Source organism: Aquimarina sp. I32.4 (genome assembly GCF_002924285.1).
GTDB lineage: Bacteria > Bacteroidota > Bacteroidia > Flavobacteriales > Flavobacteriaceae > Aquimarina.
Map to the genome: position 1 here is coordinate 1 of NZ_PGUB01000018.1, position 20,423 is coordinate 20,423.

General features: G+C 32.2%; 19 protein-coding genes. 11 read left to right on the forward strand and 8 right to left on the reverse strand.

The window, feature by feature from the left end:
- Window positions 1–237 precede the first annotated feature (237 nt).
- The 5 genes from CVD18_RS05900 to CVD18_RS05930 all read left to right on the forward strand — a co-directional run bounded on the left by CVD18_RS05900 (window position 238) and on the right by CVD18_RS05930 (window position 4,910).
- Window positions 238–1,437: an ATP-binding protein gene (locus CVD18_RS05900; protein WP_103864524.1), complete on the forward strand. Its 1,200-nt coding sequence runs from the start codon at window positions 238–240 to the stop codon at window positions 1,435–1,437.
- A gap of 425 nt (window positions 1,438–1,862) precedes the next feature.
- Complete coding sequence (locus tag CVD18_RS05910) at window positions 1,863–2,216, forward strand: hypothetical protein (RefSeq protein WP_103864526.1); 354 nt, start codon at window positions 1,863–1,865, stop codon at window positions 2,214–2,216.
- A gap of 32 nt (window positions 2,217–2,248) precedes the next feature.
- The gene (locus tag CVD18_RS22325; protein WP_146052717.1) at window positions 2,249–3,514 is read left to right on the forward strand and encodes an OmpA family protein; all 1,266 of its coding nucleotides are present in this window, start codon (window positions 2,249–2,251) and stop codon (window positions 3,512–3,514) included.
- A 120-nt stretch (window positions 3,515–3,634) separates the two neighbouring features.
- Window positions 3,635–4,321 (forward strand): hypothetical protein, encoded by a 687-nt coding sequence (locus tag CVD18_RS05925; protein WP_103864529.1) that lies wholly within the window; start codon window positions 3,635–3,637, stop codon window positions 4,319–4,321.
- Window positions 4,322–4,391: 70 nt separating this feature from the next.
- Window positions 4,392–4,910, forward strand: coding sequence for a collagen-like protein (locus CVD18_RS05930; RefSeq protein WP_103864530.1), 519 nt, complete (start codon window positions 4,392–4,394; stop codon window positions 4,908–4,910).
- Between the two features lie 144 nt (window positions 4,911–5,054).
- Here the strand turns inward: CVD18_RS05930 and CVD18_RS05935 are convergent, their stop codons facing one another.
- Both CVD18_RS05935 and CVD18_RS05940 read right to left on the reverse strand, forming a co-directional pair.
- Window positions 5,055–5,681, reverse strand: coding sequence for a LysE family translocator (locus CVD18_RS05935; protein WP_103864531.1), 627 nt, complete (start codon window positions 5,679–5,681; stop codon window positions 5,055–5,057).
- Window positions 5,682–5,683: 2 nt separating this feature from the next.
- Entirely contained in the window at window positions 5,684–6,715 is a 1,032-nt protein-coding gene (locus CVD18_RS05940) for a quinone-dependent dihydroorotate dehydrogenase (RefSeq protein ID WP_103864532.1), read from the reverse strand.
- A gap of 92 nt (window positions 6,716–6,807) precedes the next feature.
- Between CVD18_RS05940 and pepT the strand changes: the two genes are divergently transcribed.
- Window positions 6,808–8,043 carry a peptidase T gene (pepT, locus tag CVD18_RS05945; protein WP_103864533.1) on the forward strand — a complete coding sequence of 412 codons (1,236 nt, stop codon included), beginning with the start codon at window positions 6,808–6,810 and terminating at the stop codon, window positions 8,041–8,043.
- Window positions 8,044–8,170: 127 nt separating this feature from the next.
- Window positions 8,171–9,052 carry a mechanosensitive ion channel family protein gene (locus CVD18_RS05950; protein WP_103864534.1) on the forward strand — a complete coding sequence of 294 codons (882 nt, stop codon included), beginning with the start codon at window positions 8,171–8,173 and terminating at the stop codon, window positions 9,050–9,052.
- Between the two features lie 80 nt (window positions 9,053–9,132).
- Here CVD18_RS05950 and yajC read toward each other — a convergent pair whose 3' ends face one another.
- The 4 genes from yajC to CVD18_RS05970 form a co-directional block, all read right to left on the reverse strand.
- Entirely contained in the window at window positions 9,133–9,423 is a 291-nt protein-coding gene (gene yajC / locus CVD18_RS05955; protein ID WP_103864535.1) for a preprotein translocase subunit YajC, read from the reverse strand.
- 3 nt (window positions 9,424–9,426) lie between these two features.
- Window positions 9,427–9,906, reverse strand: a complete 480-nt coding sequence (locus CVD18_RS05960; RefSeq protein ID WP_103864536.1) for a DUF1573 domain-containing protein — start codon at window positions 9,904–9,906, stop codon at window positions 9,427–9,429.
- 43 nt (window positions 9,907–9,949) lie between these two features.
- Complete coding sequence (nusB, locus tag CVD18_RS05965; RefSeq protein ID WP_199185041.1) at window positions 9,950–10,894, reverse strand: transcription antitermination factor NusB; 945 nt, start codon at window positions 10,892–10,894, stop codon at window positions 9,950–9,952.
- 235 nt (window positions 10,895–11,129) lie between these two features.
- A complete protein-coding gene (locus CVD18_RS05970) occupies window positions 11,130–12,227 on the reverse strand; it encodes a Glu/Leu/Phe/Val dehydrogenase (RefSeq protein ID WP_103864537.1) in 1,098 nt (365 codons plus the stop codon).
- A 140-nt stretch (window positions 12,228–12,367) separates the two neighbouring features.
- On the opposite strand from CVD18_RS05970, the gene CVD18_RS05975 reads away from it, so the two are divergent.
- The 4 genes from CVD18_RS05975 (at window position 12,368) to CVD18_RS05990 (ending at window position 17,920) form a co-directional block, all read left to right on the forward strand.
- The gene (locus CVD18_RS05975; protein ID WP_103864538.1) at window positions 12,368–14,125 is read left to right on the forward strand and encodes an ABC transporter ATP-binding protein; all 1,758 of its coding nucleotides are present in this window, start codon (window positions 12,368–12,370) and stop codon (window positions 14,123–14,125) included.
- Window positions 14,126–14,203: 78 nt separating this feature from the next.
- The gene (locus CVD18_RS05980) at window positions 14,204–14,596 is read left to right on the forward strand and encodes a PUR family DNA/RNA-binding protein (RefSeq protein ID WP_103864539.1); all 393 of its coding nucleotides are present in this window, start codon (window positions 14,204–14,206) and stop codon (window positions 14,594–14,596) included.
- A gap of 117 nt (window positions 14,597–14,713) precedes the next feature.
- Entirely contained in the window at window positions 14,714–17,227 is a 2,514-nt protein-coding gene (locus CVD18_RS05985; RefSeq protein ID WP_103864540.1) for a M14 family zinc carboxypeptidase, read from the forward strand.
- A gap of 135 nt (window positions 17,228–17,362) precedes the next feature.
- Window positions 17,363–17,920, forward strand: a complete 558-nt coding sequence (locus tag CVD18_RS05990) for a thioredoxin family protein (protein ID WP_103864541.1) — start codon at window positions 17,363–17,365, stop codon at window positions 17,918–17,920.
- A gap of 98 nt (window positions 17,921–18,018) precedes the next feature.
- On the opposite strand, the gene CVD18_RS05995 is transcribed toward CVD18_RS05990, so the two are convergent.
- A complete protein-coding gene (locus tag CVD18_RS05995) occupies window positions 18,019–18,813 on the reverse strand; it encodes a hypothetical protein (RefSeq protein ID WP_103864542.1) in 795 nt (264 codons plus the stop codon).
- 339 nt (window positions 18,814–19,152) lie between these two features.
- On the reverse strand, window positions 19,153–20,085 hold the full coding sequence (locus tag CVD18_RS06000; RefSeq protein WP_103864543.1) for a peptidylprolyl isomerase: 933 nt from the start codon (window positions 20,083–20,085) through the stop codon (window positions 19,153–19,155).
- Window positions 20,086–20,423 lie beyond the last annotated feature (338 nt).

The following is a 20,423-nucleotide window of genomic DNA, read 5'->3' on the forward strand; positions in this document are numbered from 1 at the left end:
TGAAACCATTTAATGGAGTGGCAACTAAATATCTACAGAATTATATGAACTGGTTTATGGTCTTGGAACGCATAAAAGAGAATAACCAACGGCTCAAATCCTTTGCCTACTATGCCCTTGCTGGACAAAATGCATGGCAAATTTGGAAAACAACAACTGAATCAGTCATATAGTAGAATATAGCCAAAAAATATTAATTTCCTTACGTACCTAAATAACCATAAAGAAAAAGGGTGGTTGGATCAGGATGCGCTATATAAAATAGTTACTAACCTAGTCTCTAACGCTATAAAATACACCCCAGAGAATGGCTCTATTATCTGTAATGCGCATATTAAAAAAAATAATCTTTTTATAAATATCAAAAATACAGGAGAAGGACTTTCTATAGAACAACAACAATTGGTTTTTAAACGTTTTTACCAAACTCATGACTTTCAATCTGGCTCTGGTATTGGATTAGCTTTGGTCAATGAACTTGTAAAATTACATCAAGGTACTATCTCTGTAAACAGTAAGCCTAATGAGTGGACAAGTTTTAGTCTTGTCATCTCATTAGATAAAAATGCAATACAAAACGCCACAATTATAGAACAAAACACAGACAACATTACCTCTCATACTGCGTCTAAAAGTACTGACATTCTTACAAATGATTCCAAATTTAATCTCAAAAACAAAGAGCTTCCTATTTTATTAATCATTGAAGATAATAAAGACCTAAACATACTATTACAAGATATTTTTATTAATCAATATCATATTATTAGCTCTATAGATGGAAAAGAAGGATACGAAATGGCCATCAAGCATATTCCTGATATTATCATTTCTGATATTATGATGCCTAAAAAAGATGGGATAACGCTTACAAAAGAATTAAAAAATGATGAGCGCACTAGCCATATTCCAATCATTTTATTAACCGCAAAAGCTGGAGAAGAAAATGAATTATCAGGACTACAAACTGGTGCTGATGAGTATATGGTTAAGCCTTTTAATCAAAAAATACTAGTAACAAAAGTTGACAACTTATTAAATCTCAGAAAAAAACTACAACATAGGTATAGTCAGGAAGTATTCTTAACCCCCAAAGAGATTGCCGTAACTTCTATTGATGAAAACTTCTTAAACAAGGTGCAAGAAGTATTGGATAAGAAAATAACAGAACCCTCTTTTAATGTTGAAGATTTCAGTAAATCTTTAAGCATGAGCAGAATGCAATTACACAGAAAACTAAAAGCATTAACTGGATTAACCTCTTCAGAATTTATCAGATCTCAGCGCCTTAAACTAGCGGTTCAACTACTCAAAAGCTCTGACACAAATGTATCACAAGTTGGCTATGCCGTAGGTTTTAATGATCATTCATACTTTACTAAATGTTTCAAAAAAGCATATAAGTGTACCCCTTCTGAGTATGCTACAAAAAAATAGATACTCCCCTTTCACAATTCATCCCAAAACTCTCCTACAAACACCCCTAAAAACATAGGGAAATTACCCTTTTTCTACAATGTTACATAATTCATAGCCTTTGTTACATACTCCATAACGATCTCTCTAATCATATTCTAGTTTTACCATCGAATCAAAAAAAACAATGTCTGATTTATCCATTGAATTTATGGGCATGAGTAAAAACAAAAAATACACAGGCCACCTCAATGATCTCAACTCAACCAATATATATCTAAATATAAATAACCTAAAACCTGGTTTCTATACATTAAGAATCACATATAAAAACAAGATAATTAAAGAAGTGAAATTCAAAAAATAAGAAAAATTTATTAAAAAATTAGAGACACTACCATTTACCTTATTGATAATCCTCTCATTAACCTATAAAACAAAAAACAATGAGAACAATACCAATTTTAGCAATAATCATCACTTTTTTGACTTTACAGTCGATAAACGCACAAAATAAAGAAGCAAAAAAAACGGATAAAAAAACTGTAAAGAAAGACAACCTTTTGGATATGCAAACCAATGTGCTATCCAGCATTTTTGGAGAGAATATGGATGGAAAATCAAATGGGAAACCAATTAATTTTTTAGAACTATTAGAAAAAATGGATATCTCTTCTGAGCAAAAATTAGAATACAAAAACAGCTATTACCTACAAGCAAAAAAACTTACACAAAAACAAAAAGATTCTTTAGGTAAGACCATCGAAAAAAAAATACTGGAAGCTCAACCAGATCAATGAAAAACTAATAAAAGGGAGTGAAAATAAAAACGATGAAAACAACAAAAACACTTTGCATTCTTATAGTATTATTAAGCACCACAATAAGTAATGCACAGCTACTAAAGAGATTAGAAAAAAAAGCAGAAGAAGCCGCAAAACGTACTATTGAAAAGCGTATAGAGCAGGAAACAGAAAAAAATACTGATAAAGGCCTTGATGAAGTTTTTGAAAAGAAAAGAAAAAAGAATAAGAAGAAAAACAAACAGAAAAAGAGCAAGAAGAAAAACCAAACCATTATAGGAAGTTCAACACACTATGAAATCAATCGTGCTTCAGATTTTGAAGCAGGTAATATAATTATTTTTCAAGACCGTTTTACAAACGATACTCAAGGTGATTTCCCCGCTAAATGGGATACAAATGGTTCTGGCGAAATCGTACTCATTAACAGTAAAAAATGGTTACGTCTAGGAGGTAACTCCAAGTATGTTCCTACAACAACAGAAACATTACCTGAGAATTATACAATCGAGTTTGATCTTCTTACTCAAGGATTAGACAACAAAACCAGTTCTCAATCCTGGATTAAACTTTTACTAGAAGATCATACTGGTTTTAATCAATCAAAAAATTGGTGTATGGTAGAACTTTCTCCTTGTCAGTTTATCGGATCTCAAGGAGTTGTAGAAAAAGTAGTAAACGGACAACGCCAAATTCGCAATGCCATAGGAAAAGACTATCGTGCTCAAATAGATGGAAAATCCCACATCTCTATTGCAATCAACAAAACACGAATGCGTGTTTGGATGAATGAAAATAAAATAATAGATATTCCTAGATTAATACCAGAAGGAGCTAATGTATTTAAAATTCACACCAAAGGACTAAGAGATACTAACGGCAAAGACGAAGTATATATTACTGATTTCAAGATCACTAAAAGCGGTAAAGATAATCGAAGTAAACTGATTACCGAAGGACGATTATCTACCAACGCTATTCTTTTTAAAACTGGATCTTCAACCATCACTGGAGGAACAGAAACCATCATAAAGGAGGTTGCTACAGCCCTACAAGACGAATCAAATATGAAAATAAAGATTATAGGTCATACTGATACTGATGGAAATGCAGAAAGCAATAAAAAACTTTCTGAACAACGAGCAAAGGCGATTAAAATGATACTTGTAGAGCAATATGACATACGATTTAGCAGAATACAAATTGAAGGAAAAGGAGAAGCAAATCCCATTGCAGATAACATCTCTGTATCAGGAAAAGCAAAAAATAGAAGAGTAGAGTTTATTAAAATATAAAAAATTGATCCTAATCAAGAAATCATACCAACAATATTTGATTACTCTAATCTAACTTAGGTGTACCTATAAAACTACCGTACTACTTATCAAAATAAGTAACTGTTAACAAAATAACCTATGAAACATATCTTTTTTTTAATCGCAATACTAACACTATCATCGGTATTTGCTCAAAACAACAATTGCAGTAAATTTTATGCTAGTCAGGAAGGAAAAACATTGACGATACATCAATATGATAAACGAGAACACCTTGAAATCATTAGTCAATATAAGGTCACTAAAGTTGAGAATACTGGTGAGCAAAGCATCATTACTATCACAATGGATTTGACAGATGGCAGAAATAACAAACATATTATCTCTTCATCATTTAAAGCGCGTTGTTCTAATAATACTACTCGATTGGATCCAGAATCTTTTATAGCACCAGGAATACTTGATCAATATAGTGATATGCAATATAGCATTACTGGTGATGATATCTCTATCCCCAACACTCTCGAAATTAATCAAGAGCTACCAGATGCATCTGTACACATGTCTGTAAATGCTGGAATCATGAATATAAACATGACTACCACTATGCTAAACAGAAAAGTAATTGCCAAAGAACAAATTACTACTTCTGCAGGAACCTTTGATTGTTATGTAATTACATACACTAACCAATTAACGATGGGAATGACCAAAACACAACATTCTAAACAATGGATCGCAGAAGGTGTAGGAATGGTAAAAGAAGAAACACGCAAAGCAAATGGGAGACTGGTTACCAAAAGTGAACTAGTGGCCATCAATTAAAAAACTCCTCTTTTTCTATGAGTGTAAAACTTTAAACAATTAAAACTTTAAATAATTAAAATTTCACATTATGAAAACAAAAAAATTAAAACTACAGTACTTTTTTTTAGCAATTATTACATTACTAACATTTTCTTGCTCAGATGGAGAGGATGGCGCTGTTGGTCCAACTGGTCCACAAGGAGAACAAGGAGTTAATGGGCAAGATGGAACTAATGGGCAAAACGGAGTTGATGGACAGGATGGTAATGCTAATGTAGTTTCTGTTTTATTTGAAGATCAGACCATATCCAATGGAGATACTGTTTTTGATATTCCTGAACTGACACAAGAAATATTTGACACAGGTCTCGTTTATGCATATGTAACTGTCACTGGAAATGAATATTGGGAAACTTTACCGCTTAGTCTTGGTCAGGAAATAATATTAGAAATTGATAAAATTGAAGTTGGAAAAGCCACTTTACGTGCCACTTTTACTCAATCTAATCTAAGGCTTAGATTTATATTAGTTGCGAGCAGTGATACACATAGTATTAATTTTTCAAGTTTTCAGGATCTTAAAGAATATTACAACCTAGAAAAATAGCTTTAATTTAAAGTCCTAAAGATAAGGCATATCTTATCTTTAGGACTTTATTCTATTATCTTATAAAAGTTAGATAAGTATAACAAACGACCTTCTCAGTATGAACAAAAATCAACAATTAATCACCTTGTGGCTTGTAACTTTTTATTTCCCAGAAATGAGAATAAAAACTCCAATACTTACAAAAACAACAACCTGAAGCCATTTTAATACAAGTCCAATTTTTGAGTTTTGCTTAAGACGTTCAGAAATAGCTCCTGCCAGAACTGCTATCAATCCAAAAACAGTAAATGAAACTATTATAAAAAGCAATCCTAATACATAAAACTGAGTTATACTACTAATGGTTTTACTAAATAAAAAACCTGGGAAAAATGCGAGAAAAAATATAGATACTTTAGGGTTCAATACATTCATCACAAATCCTTGTTTAAATAATTGCCCTAGACTTTTTTTGGGTATACTATCATCTGTAAGATTTACTGCTGCTTTACTTCTCAACACTTTATACGCAAGAAAGAATAAATACAACGCTCCAAACAACTTAATAGCAAAAAAAAGCATATCACTTTGCTTGATAACAGCAGATACCCCAAAGGCAACCAGAGTAGTATGTATAATACATCCAGACATAAGGCCCGCTACAACAGCCAGCCCATATTTTTTGCCATGTACCACACTCTGCATCAATACAAATATATTATCAGGCCCAGGTGAGATAGCTAATGCCGATGTTGCCAAAACAAAAGTATAGAGGATTTCGTAATTCATCTCTATTTACGAAGTAATGCTTTATTAATATTTTTTATCAACCTAGGTCCTTCATAGATAAAGCCAGTATATATCTGTATCAAACTTGCTCCTGCTTCTATTTTTTCTACAGCATCTTTTGCACTATGAATCCCTCCTACTCCTATAATAGGAAAAGCCTTATTACTCTTTTCTGACAAGTATCGTATAACTTCTGTACTCTTATTTTTTATAGGCTGACCACTCAATCCACCATTTGCAATAGCTTTTATCCTTTCTTCAGAGGTTTTCAACCCATCTCTAGTCACAGAGGTATTACTAGCAATGACACCATCTAAGCTGGTTTCTGCCACCAGCTCTATAATTTCATCCAATTGATTGGGGTTTAAGTCTGGTGCGATTTTTAATACGATAGGCTTTTGTTTTTCAAATGAATTGTTTTGTTGTTGCACCGCCCGTATTAATTCAAGTAAATATTCTTTATCATTTAGCTTTGCATGACTCCCCACATTTGGACAACTTACATTAAGCACAAAATAATCTACATACGGGTGTAATGCATCAAAACATGTTATATAATCTTTGGTATAATTTTCTGGATCTGTATCAGTATTCTTTCCTATATTTCCACCGATAATCAATTTATTTTTATTCTTTTTAAGTTGGTGTATTACTGCCTGCAATCCTTCATTATTAAACCCCATTCTATTAATAATCCCTTGATCTTCTTTTAGTCTAAACAATCTTTTTTTAGGGTTTCCTTCTTGTCCTTTTGGGGTTACTGTTCCTATTTCTATAAAACCAAACCCAAAATTAGCTAACTCATTATACAATACCGCATTTTTATCAAATCCAGCCGCTAGTCCTACTGGATTCTTAAATTTTAATCCAAAAACCTCTCGTTCCAATTCAGTATTTTTTACCTGATATATACCTCTAAAAAGTGATGGTACTAATGGGATTCTGGATAAAAATTTGATCATTCTAAAAGTGAAATGATGTACTTTTTCTGGATCAAAAGAAAATAATATCGGTCGTAATAGAGGCTTATACATTAACTATAGTTTTACTTGCGCAAAAATAAGTCATACAAGGTTCTAATAAAAGTGTATTTTTGAATTCTTCAGATACTAAAATATTATTTGTAATGATTTCAAAACAACATATTATACAACGGTTCATCAGTTATGTAACTATTGATACTGAAAGTGACCCTAACAGCAATACCACTCCCAGTACAGAAAAACAATGGGATCTAGCCAATAAACTGGTAGAAGATTTAAAAGCTATTGGCCTAGAAGATGTTACTATTGATAAAAACGCATATATCATGGCTACATTACCTTCTAATGTAGCACATGAAGTACCTACTATTGGTTTTATTTCGCATTTTGATACGAGCCCAGATTTTACTGGAGCAAATGTAAACCCACAAGTTATAGAGAATTATGATGGGAAGGATATCATGCTTAATGCTTCAGAGAACATCGTTCTTTCTCCTGATTATTTTGAAGACCTAAAACAATACAAAGGACAAACACTTATCACTACAGATGGTACTACCTTACTAGGAGCTGATGATAAGGCAGGAATTACAGAGATTATTACTGCAATGGAGTATATGATACAGCACCCAGAGATTAAGCACGGAAAAATTAGAATTGGTTTCACCCCAGATGAAGAGATCGGTCGTGGGGCACATAAATTTGATGTAGCCACTTTTGGTGCTGATTGGGCATATACCATGGATGGTAGTCAGATCGGAGAACTTGAATACGAAAATTTTAATGCAGCAGGGGCTGTAGTTACCGTAAAAGGAAAAATTGTACATCCTGGGTATGCCAAAGGAAAAATGATAAACAGCATGTATATCGCTCAAGATTTCATTAATGGGTTACCTAGATTAGAAACTCCAGAACATACAACTGGTAGAGAAGGTTTTTTTCATCTACATACTATAAAAGGTGATGTAGAAGAAACTCAACTACAGTATATCATAAGAGATCATGACAAACAACTCTTTGAAGCTAGAAAAGAAACCATGAAAAAACTGGCCGACAAAATTAACGCAGAGCATGACAACGAAGTAATACAACTAGAAATCAAAGATCAATACTACAACATGCGAGAAAAGGTTGAGCCAGTGATGCATATTGTTGATATTGCAGAAGAAGCTATGAAATCTCTAGACATCACTCCTGTAATAAAACCTATTAGAGGAGGAACAGATGGCTCTCAATTAAGCTTTATGGGATTACCTTGTCCTAATATTTTTGCAGGAGGACATAATTTTCATGGTAGATATGAGTATGTCCCTGTAGAAAGCATGATAAAGGCAGTAGAAGTAATTGTAAAAGTTGCTGAACTTACGGCAAAGAAGTAATACAATTTATCGAGTATTCAGTACTTTAAACGATTTTGTTCAGTTTTATCATTTGATCCCACTATGACGATTTTATGATAGTAGTAGATTTATGTTATAAACTATTTAATCACTTAAAACATAAATCATGCAAATTACAGAAAAGATTACTGACACAACTATAGAAGTCACCTCGAAGGCAAGCGGTACTATTACCGATTCTCTTGGTGGCTTTTTTAATTCTATTCAAGAAGGTGTTGGACAGTATGGATTAAAAATTGTTGGTGGTGTTGTTGCTTTAATTATAGGTCTTTGGATTATAAAATTAGTCATGAGAGCTATCAAAAAAACGTTTGACAAGAGCAAAGTTGATCACACATTAAAACCGTTTCTTGTTACGCTGGTTAATTTTCTACTAAAAGTTCTCTTATTTATTTCCATTGCAGGGATTGTAGGTATTCCAACCGCTACTTTTGCTGCTTTATTAGCCGCAGTAGGATTAGCAATTGGCGGTGCTTTTAATGGCTCTTTGGGTCATATGGCTGCGGGAGTGATGCTTTTGGTGTTTCGTCCATTTAAGGTTGGTGACCTTATAGAAACTGGAGGAAAGTTGGGTTTTGTAAAAGAAATTTCTGTATTTGTTACGGTTCTAGAGACATTTCAGAACAAAACAGAAATCATTCCAAATGGAACAATCACAGCTGGAACAATCACCAACCTTACTACCATTGGTAACTTGAGAGTTGATATGCCTTTTGGTATTCAATATGGTGCTGATATAGAAAATGCCAAACAAATTGTAATGGAGGTGATGATATCTGATAAAAATGTACTACAAAAACCTGCGCCTCGCGTTGCTGTAAATAACCTAGGTGCAAACGGTATAGAGTTACTTGCCTTACCTTATTCTACTTGTGATGACTATTGGAACGTATATTGGGATACAAGACAAAAAATTGTAGAGGCTCTAGGTCAAGCTAACTACGATGCTCCCTTACCACAACGAATTGTTACTATGAAGAACTCATAATCAACACATTCTATTAACAAAAAAAAGCGCGATAAAATCATTTTAATTTTATCGCGCTTCTAAAATAAGTAGGCTAGTTATTACTTCTTTTCTACTGGTTGGTTTAATTTCTGACTCATCTCCAATGAAATTGCAGATCTATCATACGTTAATTTACCAGCTCCTGTTTCAATAATAATAGCGTTATTTTTTTCACTGAAATCGAAAATTTTTCCATGAAGACCACTTTTTGTTACTACACGGTCTCCTTTTTTTAAATCTTCAGCAAATTTTTTCTCCTTTTTTGCTTTTTGCATTTGTGGTCGTATCATAAAAAAATACATTACCACAAATATTAATATAAAAGGTAGAAACTGTTGAATTTGATCCATAAATTATTTGCTTACTGGTGTTCCACTTACAGGTTTAGCTTTGGGAGTTACCGAAGCTTTAATTTTAATAATTTCTTTTCCTGTTTCTGTGTTTGCAGTTATAGTTACCTGCTTCGTTTGCTGATTTGGCTTACCACTAGAGTTAAACTTAACTAGCATTTCTCCTTTTGCTCCTGGAGCAATTGGGTCTTTTGGCCATTGTGGAACAGTACATCCACAACTTCCTTTTGCACTTACAATTACTAAAGGTGCTTTACCTGTATTTGTAAATTCGAATTTGTGCTCTACTACATCTCCTTCATTAATTGTTCCAAAATCATGCTCAGTCTTAGCAAAACTCATTACAGGAAAATCTGTGTTTTTTGCATCACGACCTTCTGCCATTTCTACATTTTCTTCTTTAACTTTTTTTGCCGCATCTTCTTTACAAGACACGAATGTCATAGCAAAAATTCCGGCCAAAATTAAGATTCCTTTTTTCATTACTTAGGTTTTTAATTATTTGAGGGTTAAAAATACTATTTTTTTACATAAGTCCACGACCAACCTTATTTAGTTTGCCGTTTTCTTGATACTCTTTAGAGATTTTATCCAAAATCCCATTGATAAAAATACTACTTTTAGGCGTACTATATTCCTTTGCTATTTCTAAATATTCGTTAATTGTTACTTTTACTGGTATTGATGGGAACTTCACAAACTCACAAATTGCCATTTTTATAATCGCTTTATCCAATTCTGCGATTCTATCCTGATCCCAATTAGGAGTCTTACCATCAATCTCTTTAGCATACTCTTCCCCGTTCAATGCTGTTTTTCTAAAAATATCTCTAGCATATTTCTTATCTTCAATATCCTTATACAGCTTAGGCAATACCATGGATTCATCATAAGATGGCTTAATTTTTCTAAGCATTTTTATAATAGAAGTATTCACCAATGGTAAATCATCAATCCATGTCAATTTTTTATCCTCTATATATTCATAGAGCTTATCATTGGGTGCTACAATCTCCTTAAAAATATCGATTACAAAATCTTTGTCTTCTTTAAAAGTACTTTGTTTAGTATGCATATAATCTTTGTAGAGATCACTTTCTTTAATCTCTTTCCATAGTATAGCTACATATTCATCGTCTAACTGCCAACAGTTAATCTTTTTATTCTCGAGTTCTGTATCAAGTTGCTCATTTTTTTCTAGCAACATTAACAGCTCGTTATTAACAAATTTGGTATTAGGGTTTTTTTCTTCTGTGGTGGCTAGGTATTTTTTTTGACTCTTGCTCAAAAAATCTGCCTCATATTTTCTAATTTCTACCAGAAGTTGAAGATTTATAAGAAATAAATCATACATCTGATCAATACTAAAAAGAAGAAATTTCTCTTCTTTATCAAGATTACCACTTTGCGTCTGCTTCATAGAATAGAGGGACTGCATTACTTTTACTCGAATATGTCTTCTGGTTAACATAGAAAAATTACAAAGAACTTAATATTAAAAAAGGGTAAAAGTGTCTTATCACTTTTACCCTGCAAAAATACTATTATTTTTAATCTACCAACTCAAAATTCCTTTTTTTATAGATAGATTTTATTAAATATTTTTAGTACTGTTTTTAGTTTTATAAGAATGCTCAGAAAACACTATTAATTTTTATCAAACAGTACCTCTTTTCATTTTATAAAGTAATTTTACTCTAAACGAATTACTTTTCTTTTTTACGAGCAGCAATTCTATCCTCTGCTATACTAATTGCAGCTTCGTTGGTAGTAATGCTCATTGCTTTTGCCTTATTCAAAATATCAAGAGTAGTATCATAAATATTTTCAGTTTTAGACATAATCTGATCCCTACCGTATCCTGCTATTTCTGCATATACATTAATAATTCCTCCAGCATTGATTAAGAAATCAGGAGCGTATACAATATCTTTCTTTTGTAATAATGAACCATGAATGTTTTCATTTGCCAATTGATTATTTGCTGCTCCTGCAATGATCTTAACTTTTAATTTATCTATAGTTGCATTATTTACTGTAGCACCAAGAGCACAAGGAGCATAAATATCTGCTGTTTCTTCATACAGATCATTTCCTTTATAGATTTCTACTCCATACTTGGCACTAATTGCAGAAAGTCTCTCTTCATTAATATCACTTATTACTACATTGGCTCCTTCTTCTGATGTCAAACGCACTAGCTCTTCTCCTACATGCCCAATCCCTTGAACCAAAATTCGTTTTCCTTCTAAAGCATCGCTACCGTATGCAAAATTGGTAGCAGCTTTCATCCCCATATACACACCGTATGCAGTAACAGGAGAAGGGTTTCCTGCTCCTCCATTGGCTTCAGAAATACCAGTTACATAAGGAGTAACTTTTCGAACAGTATCCATATCAGAAGTTTCCATACCTACATCTTCTGCTGTATAATATTTACCTCCTAAGGTATCAACAAATTTACCAAAACGTGTCATCAGTTCTGGTGTCTTTAATTTCTTTGGATCTCCTATGATGACAGCTTTCCCTCCCCCAAGGTTTAATCCTGTAATTGCAGCTTTATAAGTCATTCCTCTTGATAACCTCAATACATCATTAAGTGCATCCCACTCAGTAGCATAGTCATACATCCTTGTTCCTCCTAATGCAGGTCCTAAAATTGTGTTATGTACACCAATTATTGCCTTCAATCCTGTATCTTTGTCCTGACAAAATACAACTTGCTCATGATCATCAAAAGAGAGTTGACCAAATACTGGAGCTTCTTTTTTAAGTTGATTTGCAGTAAACACTTCGGTTATCATGTTGTGATTTTTTTAAACGTTACAATTATATTATACTCAAAATAAGGATGCTAAAATAGTGTATTTTTACTAATATAAAATCAAAAGCTGTTAAATTTTACGAATTCACTAATAAATTCGTTTATAAATATTAATCTTTTATGCGTGCATTACGCCATTTAAACAAGTATTTTTTTAAATATAAATTTCGTCTTATTGTAGGGCTTGTAATTACCATAATTGCAAGGATATTTGCTACAATGGTTCCTACATTAGTTGGTGATTCTGTAGATGTGGTAGAGCAATACATTAATCATGAAATCACAGATATTGCTGAAGTAAAAAGCGGGCTTATTTTTAACATTTCTCTTATTGCAGGCGCTTTACTTATTTCAGCTTTTTTTACTTTTTTAATGCGTCAAACATTTATTGTTGTTTCTAGATTTATTGAATTTGATTTAAAAAACGAAGTGTTTCAGCATTATGAGAAATTGTCTCTTAATTTCTATAAAAAAAATAGAACAGGAGATCTTATGAATCGTATTAGTGAGGATGTATCCAAAGTTAGAATGTACGTAGGGCCAGCACTTATGTATAGTGTAAATACAATTACTCTTTTTGTAGTTGTGATTGGATATATGATTAGTATTGCTCCTGAACTTACTTTATACACAATAGCCCCCTTACCTGTTTTATCTATATCTATATACAAGTTAAGTGTTGCTATTCATAAACGTAGTACTATTGTTCAAGAATTTTTATCAAAACTAACCACTTTTACACAAGAGTCTTTTAGTGGTATAACTGTTATCAAAGCTTATGGTATAGAGCCTCAAACTCAGAAAAATTTTACTGAACTCTCTAATAGCAGTAAAGATAAAAACCTGGATTTGGCAAAAGTACAGGCTTTATTTTTTCCGTTGATGGTATTACTAATAGGCTTCAGTAATATTTTGGTTATTTATATCGGAGGGAAACAATTTATTGAAGGAACGATACAAGATCTAGGGGTAATTGTTGAATTCATTATTTTTGTCAATATGCTCACATGGCCTGTCGCTACTGTAGGCTGGGTAAGTTCTATTGTACAGCAAGCAGAAGCTTCTCAAGTAAGGATAAATGAATTTCTGAGCCAAGTACCAGAAATCACTAATAATGTAACTCAAAAATCACAAATAAAGGGCAATATTAGTTTTGATAATGTTTCTTTTACCTACGATGATACTAATATCACCGCATTGCAAAATATCTCTTTTGATATTAAAAACGGAGAAACTATTGGTATTGTAGGAAAAACTGGGGCTGGAAAATCAACAATATTAGACTTGATTGGTAGGTTATATGATGTTTCATCTGGAGAAATAAAAATTGATGGAACCCCTATCAAAAATCTAAATCTAATCGATCTAAGAAAACATATTGGTTATGTTCCTCAAGATGCTTTCTTGTTTAGTGACAGCATCAAAAACAATATAAAATTCGGTAACGAAACAGCTACTGACAACGAAGTCTATGAAGCCACAAAAAATGCGGTAGTTCATAAAAACATAATAGGCTTCAATAAAGGTTATGATACTATTTTAGGTGAACGAGGAATTACCTTATCTGGAGGGCAAAAACAACGTGTCTCTATCGCTCGTGCCATTATCAAAGATCCCGCAATACTTCTTTTTGATGATTGTTTATCTGCTGTAGATACAGAAACAGAAGAAGAAATACTGAATAACCTTCGTAAAATTTCTAAAAACAAGACAACTTTTATTGTAAGTCATAGAGTATCTACTACAAAAAATGCAAATAAAATTATTGTTTTGGAAGATGGCAAAATAACACAGCAAGGAACTCATAATCAACTAGTAAGCACTGACGGTTATTACAAAAAACTCTATTTAAAACAACTTAGTGAAAAAGAAATTTAAGTTTTTTTTGTCCGATTAACAATTTTTTTGGATTTTTGAAACCATCATAACATATTAATTAATTAATAAATACGGATTATGAGTGATAATGAATTGATGGACAAAGAGGAAATTTTCTCAAAAGTTTTACGTGCAGGTAGAAGAACATATTTCTTTGACGTAAGAGCTACAAAAGCAGGAGATTATTATTTGACGATAACTGAAAGTAAAAAGTTTACTAATGACGATGGATCTTTTCACTATAAGAAACATAAGATTTATCTATACAAGGAAGACTTTATGGGCTTTACAGAGATATTAAACGAGATGACTCACTTCATAGTTGAAGAAAAAGGCGAAGAAGTAATAAGCGAGAGACATCAAAAAGATTTTCAGAAATCATATGAAAGAGATGCAGTTGCAGACGACAATACTGAAGAAGTTACTGCCACTACAGAAAGCTTTACAGATGTAAGCTTTGATGATATCTAAAAACGCACAAAAAACTTAAGTTAAAGTTATCCAAACCGCCTCATTAACCGAGGCGGTTTTTTTATATTCACATTATATAGAAAATAATCAAAATCAAGATTTACAAAAACAAAACGCATGAAATATATCTTTACCTGTATTATTGCCCTATTAAGTCTTTTTTCTTTCTCACAAAACGATATCTCTTTAGAGTATTACCTTCCAAAAGGAATTAATTATAATCCAGAAATTCCTACTCCACAAAGTATTCTTGGCTATGTTCCTGGGAAATGGCATGCTACCCATGATAAACTTTTGAATTACATGAGAGCCCTTGCTAAAGCCTCTCCCAGAATAACAATACAAGAACGAGGAACAACCTTTGAAGATCGTCCTATAATTCTACTTACTATAACTTCTAAAAAAAACCATAACAACCTTAACATGATACAAAACAAACATGTTAAACTTACTCAAAAAGAAGCTAGTTCAGTTGATATAGAAAATCTGCCTGCAGTTGTATATCAGGGATTTTCTATTCACGGGAATGAGCCTAGTGGCTCTAATGCATCATTAGTTGCAGCATATTATCTTGCCGCAGCTCAAGGGCAAGAAATTAATAATCTTTTGGATAATGTGGTTATACTTTTTGACCCGTCATTAAATCCAGATGGTCTACAACGTTTTGCATATTGGGCCAATACAAATAAAAGTAAAAACATTAATCCTGACCCTCAAGATCGTGAATATAGTGAGGTGTGGCCAGGAGCCAGAACAAATCACTATTGGTTTGATATGAATCGTGATTGGTTACCTGTACAATTACCAGAATCAAAAGCTAGGATTCAAACTTTTCATCAATGGTACCCAAATATCCTTACTGATCATCATGAAATGGGCTCTAATAGTACTTTCTTTTTTCAACCAGGAATTCAGTCTAGGACTCATCCTCTAACTCCTAAGTTAAATCAAAAACTAACCAAAAAAATTGCTAATTACCACGCAGAGGCATTAGACAATATTGGCTCACTGTATTATACTGAGGAAAATTTTGATGATTTTTATTACGGCAAAGGCTCTACTTTTCCTGATATAAATGGTGGAATAGGAATTTTATTTGAGCAAGGTAGCTCTCGTGGTCATGCCCAACAAACAGAAAACGGAATACTTACTTTTCCTTTTACTATAAGAAACCAATTCACAACAGCACTCTCTACTCTAGAAGCTGCAAAATCAATACGTAAAGAGCTACTAGAATACAAACGTAGCTTTTATTCTAATGCAAGAAATGAACCCGCTAAAGATGCATATATTTTTGGTAACGAAAAAGATGCTGCATCCTCTTATCATATGGCTGAGATTCTTAAAAAACATCAAGTCAAGCTCTATGATCTACAGAAAGACGTATCTATAAAAGGTAATGTTTTTAAAAAAGGATATAGTTATGTTGTTCCCAAAAACCAACGACAAAAAAGATTATTAAAGGCTATCTTCGAAAAAAGAACTACTTTTCAAGACAGTTTATTTTATGACGTTTCTGCTTGGACTTTTCCTTTAGCTTTTAATCTAGATTATATCGATAACGCACCTACCTCTTATTTAGGCAATGAGATATCAGAACTCACTCATAAAAAAGGAAACACTATTATCAAAAGTAAGTATGCATACCTTATGCAATGGCATGAATATTACACGCCAAAAGCTTTATATAGCATTTTATCAAAAGGAATACGTGCTAAAGTGGGCATGAAACCTTTCTCTGTAGAAAATAATGAATATGATTATGGAACCATTATGATTCCTGTTCAGAACCAAAGGTTAAACAATGAAGAGTTACATAGATTATTACAGGAAGTAGCATTAGAAAACCATATTGATATCACAGGGGTATCTACAGGACTTACAAAAGGGATTGACTTAGGCAGCAATAAGTTTAAGGCGTTATCACTACCAAGAATAGGTTTAATTACAGGCAAAGGGATTACCTCTTATGACGCTGGAGAGGTTTGGCATCTTATGGACCAACGCTATGACATCCCTATTACTAAACTTACTACTGATACTTTTGACAAAATCGAACTATCAAAATACACTCATATTATATTACCAAATAGTTGGGGTCAAGCTTTTGACAAACAAGAAATAGAAAAGTTAAAAACATGGGTTTATAACGGAGGTACATTGATAGGCTATAGAAATGCTGCTCAGTTTTTTGCCACAAACGAATTTATGAAAATTGAATTTGTAACTCCAGAAAACACGGCAAAGAATATTATTTTTGAGCAAAAACAAGATTTCTATGGCGCACAAGTAATTGGAGGAGCTATTTTTGAAGCAAACATTGATCGATCTCACCCTATTAATTTTGGTTATAAAAACGATAAGATTTCATTATTCAGAAATACAAAGTTATTTATAAAACCTGATAAACAAAGTTATAACAACCCTATTACATATACCAAAAAACCATTATTGAGTGGTTATATAAGTCAAAAAAATTTAGATTTATTATCTGGCACAGTCCCTTTTAGACACCATAATATGGGAAAAGGGAACACTGTTTTATTTACAGACAATACTAATTTTAGAGCTTTCTGGTATGGTACAAACAAGCTACTTATGAACGCAATTTTTTTTAGTAATACAATGTAATTAGGCAGAATAGTCAACTACTTCTGAACAGGTTCACGAGCAAGTTGAAAAAAAAACAGTTTTCAGATCTCGAAGCAAACCTCGAGAATTAAACCCCACAATGTAGATTAAAGCTTATTTTAAAACACAAAAACTATGGCACGTACTCCTTCAAACATGTTACCTCTTGGTACTACTGCACCAGATTTCACTCTTATTGATAGTATTACTAATAAAATGATTAATCTGAATAGCATTAAGGGTGAAAAAGGAACTGTTATTATGTTTATTTGTAATCATTGCCCGTTTGTAATTCATGTAAATGAAGAAATCGTTCGCATTGCAAATGATTATAGAACTCAAGGGTTTGGTTTTGTTGCGATCAGTAGTAATGATATCAAAAAATACCCTCAGGATGCTCCTAAAGAAATGTGGAAAACTGCACAAAAAAACAACTATTCTTTTCCTTATTTATTTGATGAAACTCAAAATATTGCAAAAGCTTATGATGCTGCTTGCACTCCTGATTTTTATTTGTTTGATAATGAATCAAAACTTATTTACAGAGGACAACTTGATGATTCCAGGCCTGGAAATGGAATTCCCGTAAATGGTCGCGATCTTCGTCAAGCACTAGATGCGGTACTTCGTAATTCTAAAGTTTCTGAAAAACAAAAACCAAGTATTGGATGTAATATAAAATGGAAGGAATAGACAAGTAAAATTGTAAGTTTATAGAAAAACACAAAGGATGCTTTAGATAAAAAAAGCATCCTTTTATATATTTTTATTTATAGAACTAACGCAAAAGATTACTCTACTTTGGCATACACAAACTCTTCTTTAGAAAAAAGGTCTGTTAATGTGAGTACGTCTTCATTTACATTTTCTATTTGATATCTATAGATTTTATCATCCATAGGAAAAAAACAAATAAGCACATTATCTTCTATTCTAGTTTTTAAGCGATTTGCAAATTTACCGTTGTAAAAGTTAAATCGTATCGTACCTTCAAAAATTATAAAATCTTCTGTATTTTGTATAAAAAGCCATTTTCCTTGTAGAGATTCATACATATCTCTGTTATAAAACTTATTATCCAATAAAGCTTTCATTTTATTAGCATATTTTATATACTCTTCTTCAGTTTCGATATTATCAAGAGCTTCTCCTATTTGCTTTTTCTCTATTTCTTTATCGTCTCTAAAATAATGTTTTGATTCATATTTTGTGAAAGCATTAGAATAATCCAAAATTCTTTGTCCACTATCATTTGTGGCTTCTAGATATGGTCTTTGTCTATAATTGACATAAATCAGCTGATTATTCCAGAAATAAAATGTAGTTATTATGTCAGCTGTTCTAGTTCCAACTTTTCTTACTATTTTCTTAAGTCGTTCGTGTTCATAGTACCCATTAAGCTCAGCTCCATGGTCTGCCATTTTATCGAGAAATTCTTCTGGATCCAGATAAAAGGTTTCAAATTCAATATATCCATCTATCACTTCTATTTGATCTTTAATATCAACTAGAATCTCTTCTTTTTTTTGCCCTAAAGCACTGTAGGTTATACATAAAGTTAAAAAAATAATTAGTTCATGTTTCATATCTTGGGGTATGCAATTTTTGTTCAAAGTATAAATAAAAGAGGAGTTAAACACCTATTATCAGTATTTTAACAAAATATTTTTGTTAAAATAAACAGAAAAATTGTTAAAACAATCTAAATTTTATTAAAATAAATTCATTATCCTCTAATTCAATTATAAATATGTCAATTTACACCTATGATATTCCTCATTTTTTAACAAAAAAATAATTATTATATGACAACAAACAAACGTTATTTAGTAAATATCGTAATACACAAAATCCCCTGAGTTTTTATAAAATTCAAGGGATTTTGTGTATGTATACTATAAATTCTTCTGATACGAGAAATATAATTATTTTACTCCAACCAATTCTACATCAAAAACAAGTGTTGCGTTTGGAGGAATAACACCTCCTGCACCTCTTTCTCCATATCCTAAGTGTGGTGGAATTACAAATCTAGCTTTATCTCCAACTTGTAACAACGCAATCCCCTCATCCCATCCTGAGATTACTTGTCCCATTCCTAATGGGAAATCTATAGGCTGATTACGCTTATAAGAAGAGTCAAATACTGTTCCATCAGTCAAACTTCCTTTATAATGTACAGAAACAGTTTTTCCTTTTTCTGCATTATCTCCATCTCCTTTTTGAATGATTTTATAACGTAAACCGCTTTCAGTTTTATCAAATCCTGCTGCTAATTCTTCTAATAGTTCTTCAGACTTTTTCTTTGCTGCTACTTCTCTCTCTGCCTTAGCTCCATTAAAACCTCTAAAGCTTTCTACTGCATTAAAGCTTTCTGCTTCTGTTCCTACTCTCTCAATTTCTATTGAGTCAATTGTATCTCCTTGTTCTATCGTATTTACAATTTCTTGTCCTTCTACTACTTTACCAAACACAGTATGTTTTCCATCTAACCATGCAGTTTCTATATGAGTAATAAAGAATTGACTACCATTTGTCCCTGGTCCTGCGTTAGCCATAGATAATACTCCTGGTCCATCATGCTTTAGGTCTGAATGGATTTCATCATCAAACTGATATCCTGGACCTCCAGCTCCTGTTCCCTCTGGATCTCCCCCTTGAATCATAAAATCTTCTATCACTCTATGAAATTTTAATCCATTATAAAATGGTTTCCCTTGAGGAATAGCTTCATTTTCTAGGTTACCTTCGGCAAGCCCCACAAAGTTACCTACTGTTCCTGGTGTTTTTTTATATTCTAAGTTCACAAGGATACTCCCTTTTGTTGTATTAAATTTTGCGTATAATCCTTCTTGCATAGCAATATATGTTTTTAACGTTTTAGTTTTTAAAGTTGCAAAGATAAGTAATTGTTAATGGTTTACAGAACATATATATGTGATATAATGCAATACAATCTTTTATTACACATAGATCAATATACTTCTAAAAACATTTCTTTTCAAGAGTAAGATTTGCTATAAAAACAACATTAACTTTATAATCACAATGTAGAATAGGTATCACTAATTTACATGTTCAATACTGTCTTAGGAATTTTTAAAGAATTCTTGACAAAAAACCATCTAACAACCATATTGAGAAGACATAAGCAACTATGATCATAAAGATACTACTGGAATACCCCATATATTTT

Excerpts from the sequence above, each read along its gene's own strand:
- CVD18_RS05940 (WP_103864532.1), bottom strand. The coding sequence starts at position 6,715 with ATGTATAAGCCTCTATTACGACCGATATTATTTTCTTTTGATCCAGAA.
- CVD18_RS05985 (WP_103864540.1), top strand. The coding sequence starts at position 14,714 with ATGAAATATATCTTTACCTGTATTATTGCCCTATTAAGTCTTTTTTCT.
- CVD18_RS05980 (WP_103864539.1), top strand. The coding sequence starts at position 14,204 with ATGAGTGATAATGAATTGATGGACAAAGAGGAAATTTTCTCAAAAGTT.
- CVD18_RS05995 (WP_103864542.1), bottom strand. The coding sequence starts at position 18,813 with ATGAAACATGAACTAATTATTTTTTTAACTTTATGTATAACCTACAGT.
- CVD18_RS05925 (WP_103864529.1), top strand. The coding sequence starts at position 3,635 with ATGAAACATATCTTTTTTTTAATCGCAATACTAACACTATCATCGGTA.
- CVD18_RS05950 (WP_103864534.1), top strand. The coding sequence starts at position 8,171 with ATGCAAATTACAGAAAAGATTACTGACACAACTATAGAAGTCACCTCG.
- nusB (WP_199185041.1), bottom strand. The coding sequence starts at position 10,894 with ATGTTAACCAGAAGACATATTCGAGTAAAAGTAATGCAGTCCCTCTAT.
- CVD18_RS22325 (WP_146052717.1), top strand. The coding sequence starts at position 2,249 with ATGAAAACAACAAAAACACTTTGCATTCTTATAGTATTATTAAGCACC.
- CVD18_RS05990 (WP_103864541.1), top strand. The coding sequence starts at position 17,363 with ATGGCACGTACTCCTTCAAACATGTTACCTCTTGGTACTACTGCACCA.
- CVD18_RS05935 (WP_103864531.1), bottom strand. The coding sequence starts at position 5,681 with ATGAATTACGAAATCCTCTATACTTTTGTTTTGGCAACATCGGCATTA.
- CVD18_RS05970 (WP_103864537.1), bottom strand. The coding sequence starts at position 12,227 with ATGATAACCGAAGTGTTTACTGCAAATCAACTTAAAAAAGAAGCTCCA.
- CVD18_RS05975 (WP_103864538.1), top strand. The coding sequence starts at position 12,368 with ATGCGTGCATTACGCCATTTAAACAAGTATTTTTTTAAATATAAATTT.
- yajC (WP_103864535.1), bottom strand. The coding sequence starts at position 9,423 with ATGGATCAAATTCAACAGTTTCTACCTTTTATATTAATATTTGTGGTA.
- pepT (WP_103864533.1), top strand. The coding sequence starts at position 6,808 with ATGATTTCAAAACAACATATTATACAACGGTTCATCAGTTATGTAACT.
- CVD18_RS06000 (WP_103864543.1), bottom strand. The coding sequence starts at position 20,085 with ATGCAAGAAGGATTATACGCAAAATTTAATACAACAAAAGGGAGTATC.
- CVD18_RS05930 (WP_103864530.1), top strand. The coding sequence starts at position 4,392 with ATGAAAACAAAAAAATTAAAACTACAGTACTTTTTTTTAGCAATTATT.
- CVD18_RS05960 (WP_103864536.1), bottom strand. The coding sequence starts at position 9,906 with ATGAAAAAAGGAATCTTAATTTTGGCCGGAATTTTTGCTATGACATTC.
- CVD18_RS05910 (WP_103864526.1), top strand. The coding sequence starts at position 1,863 with ATGAGAACAATACCAATTTTAGCAATAATCATCACTTTTTTGACTTTA.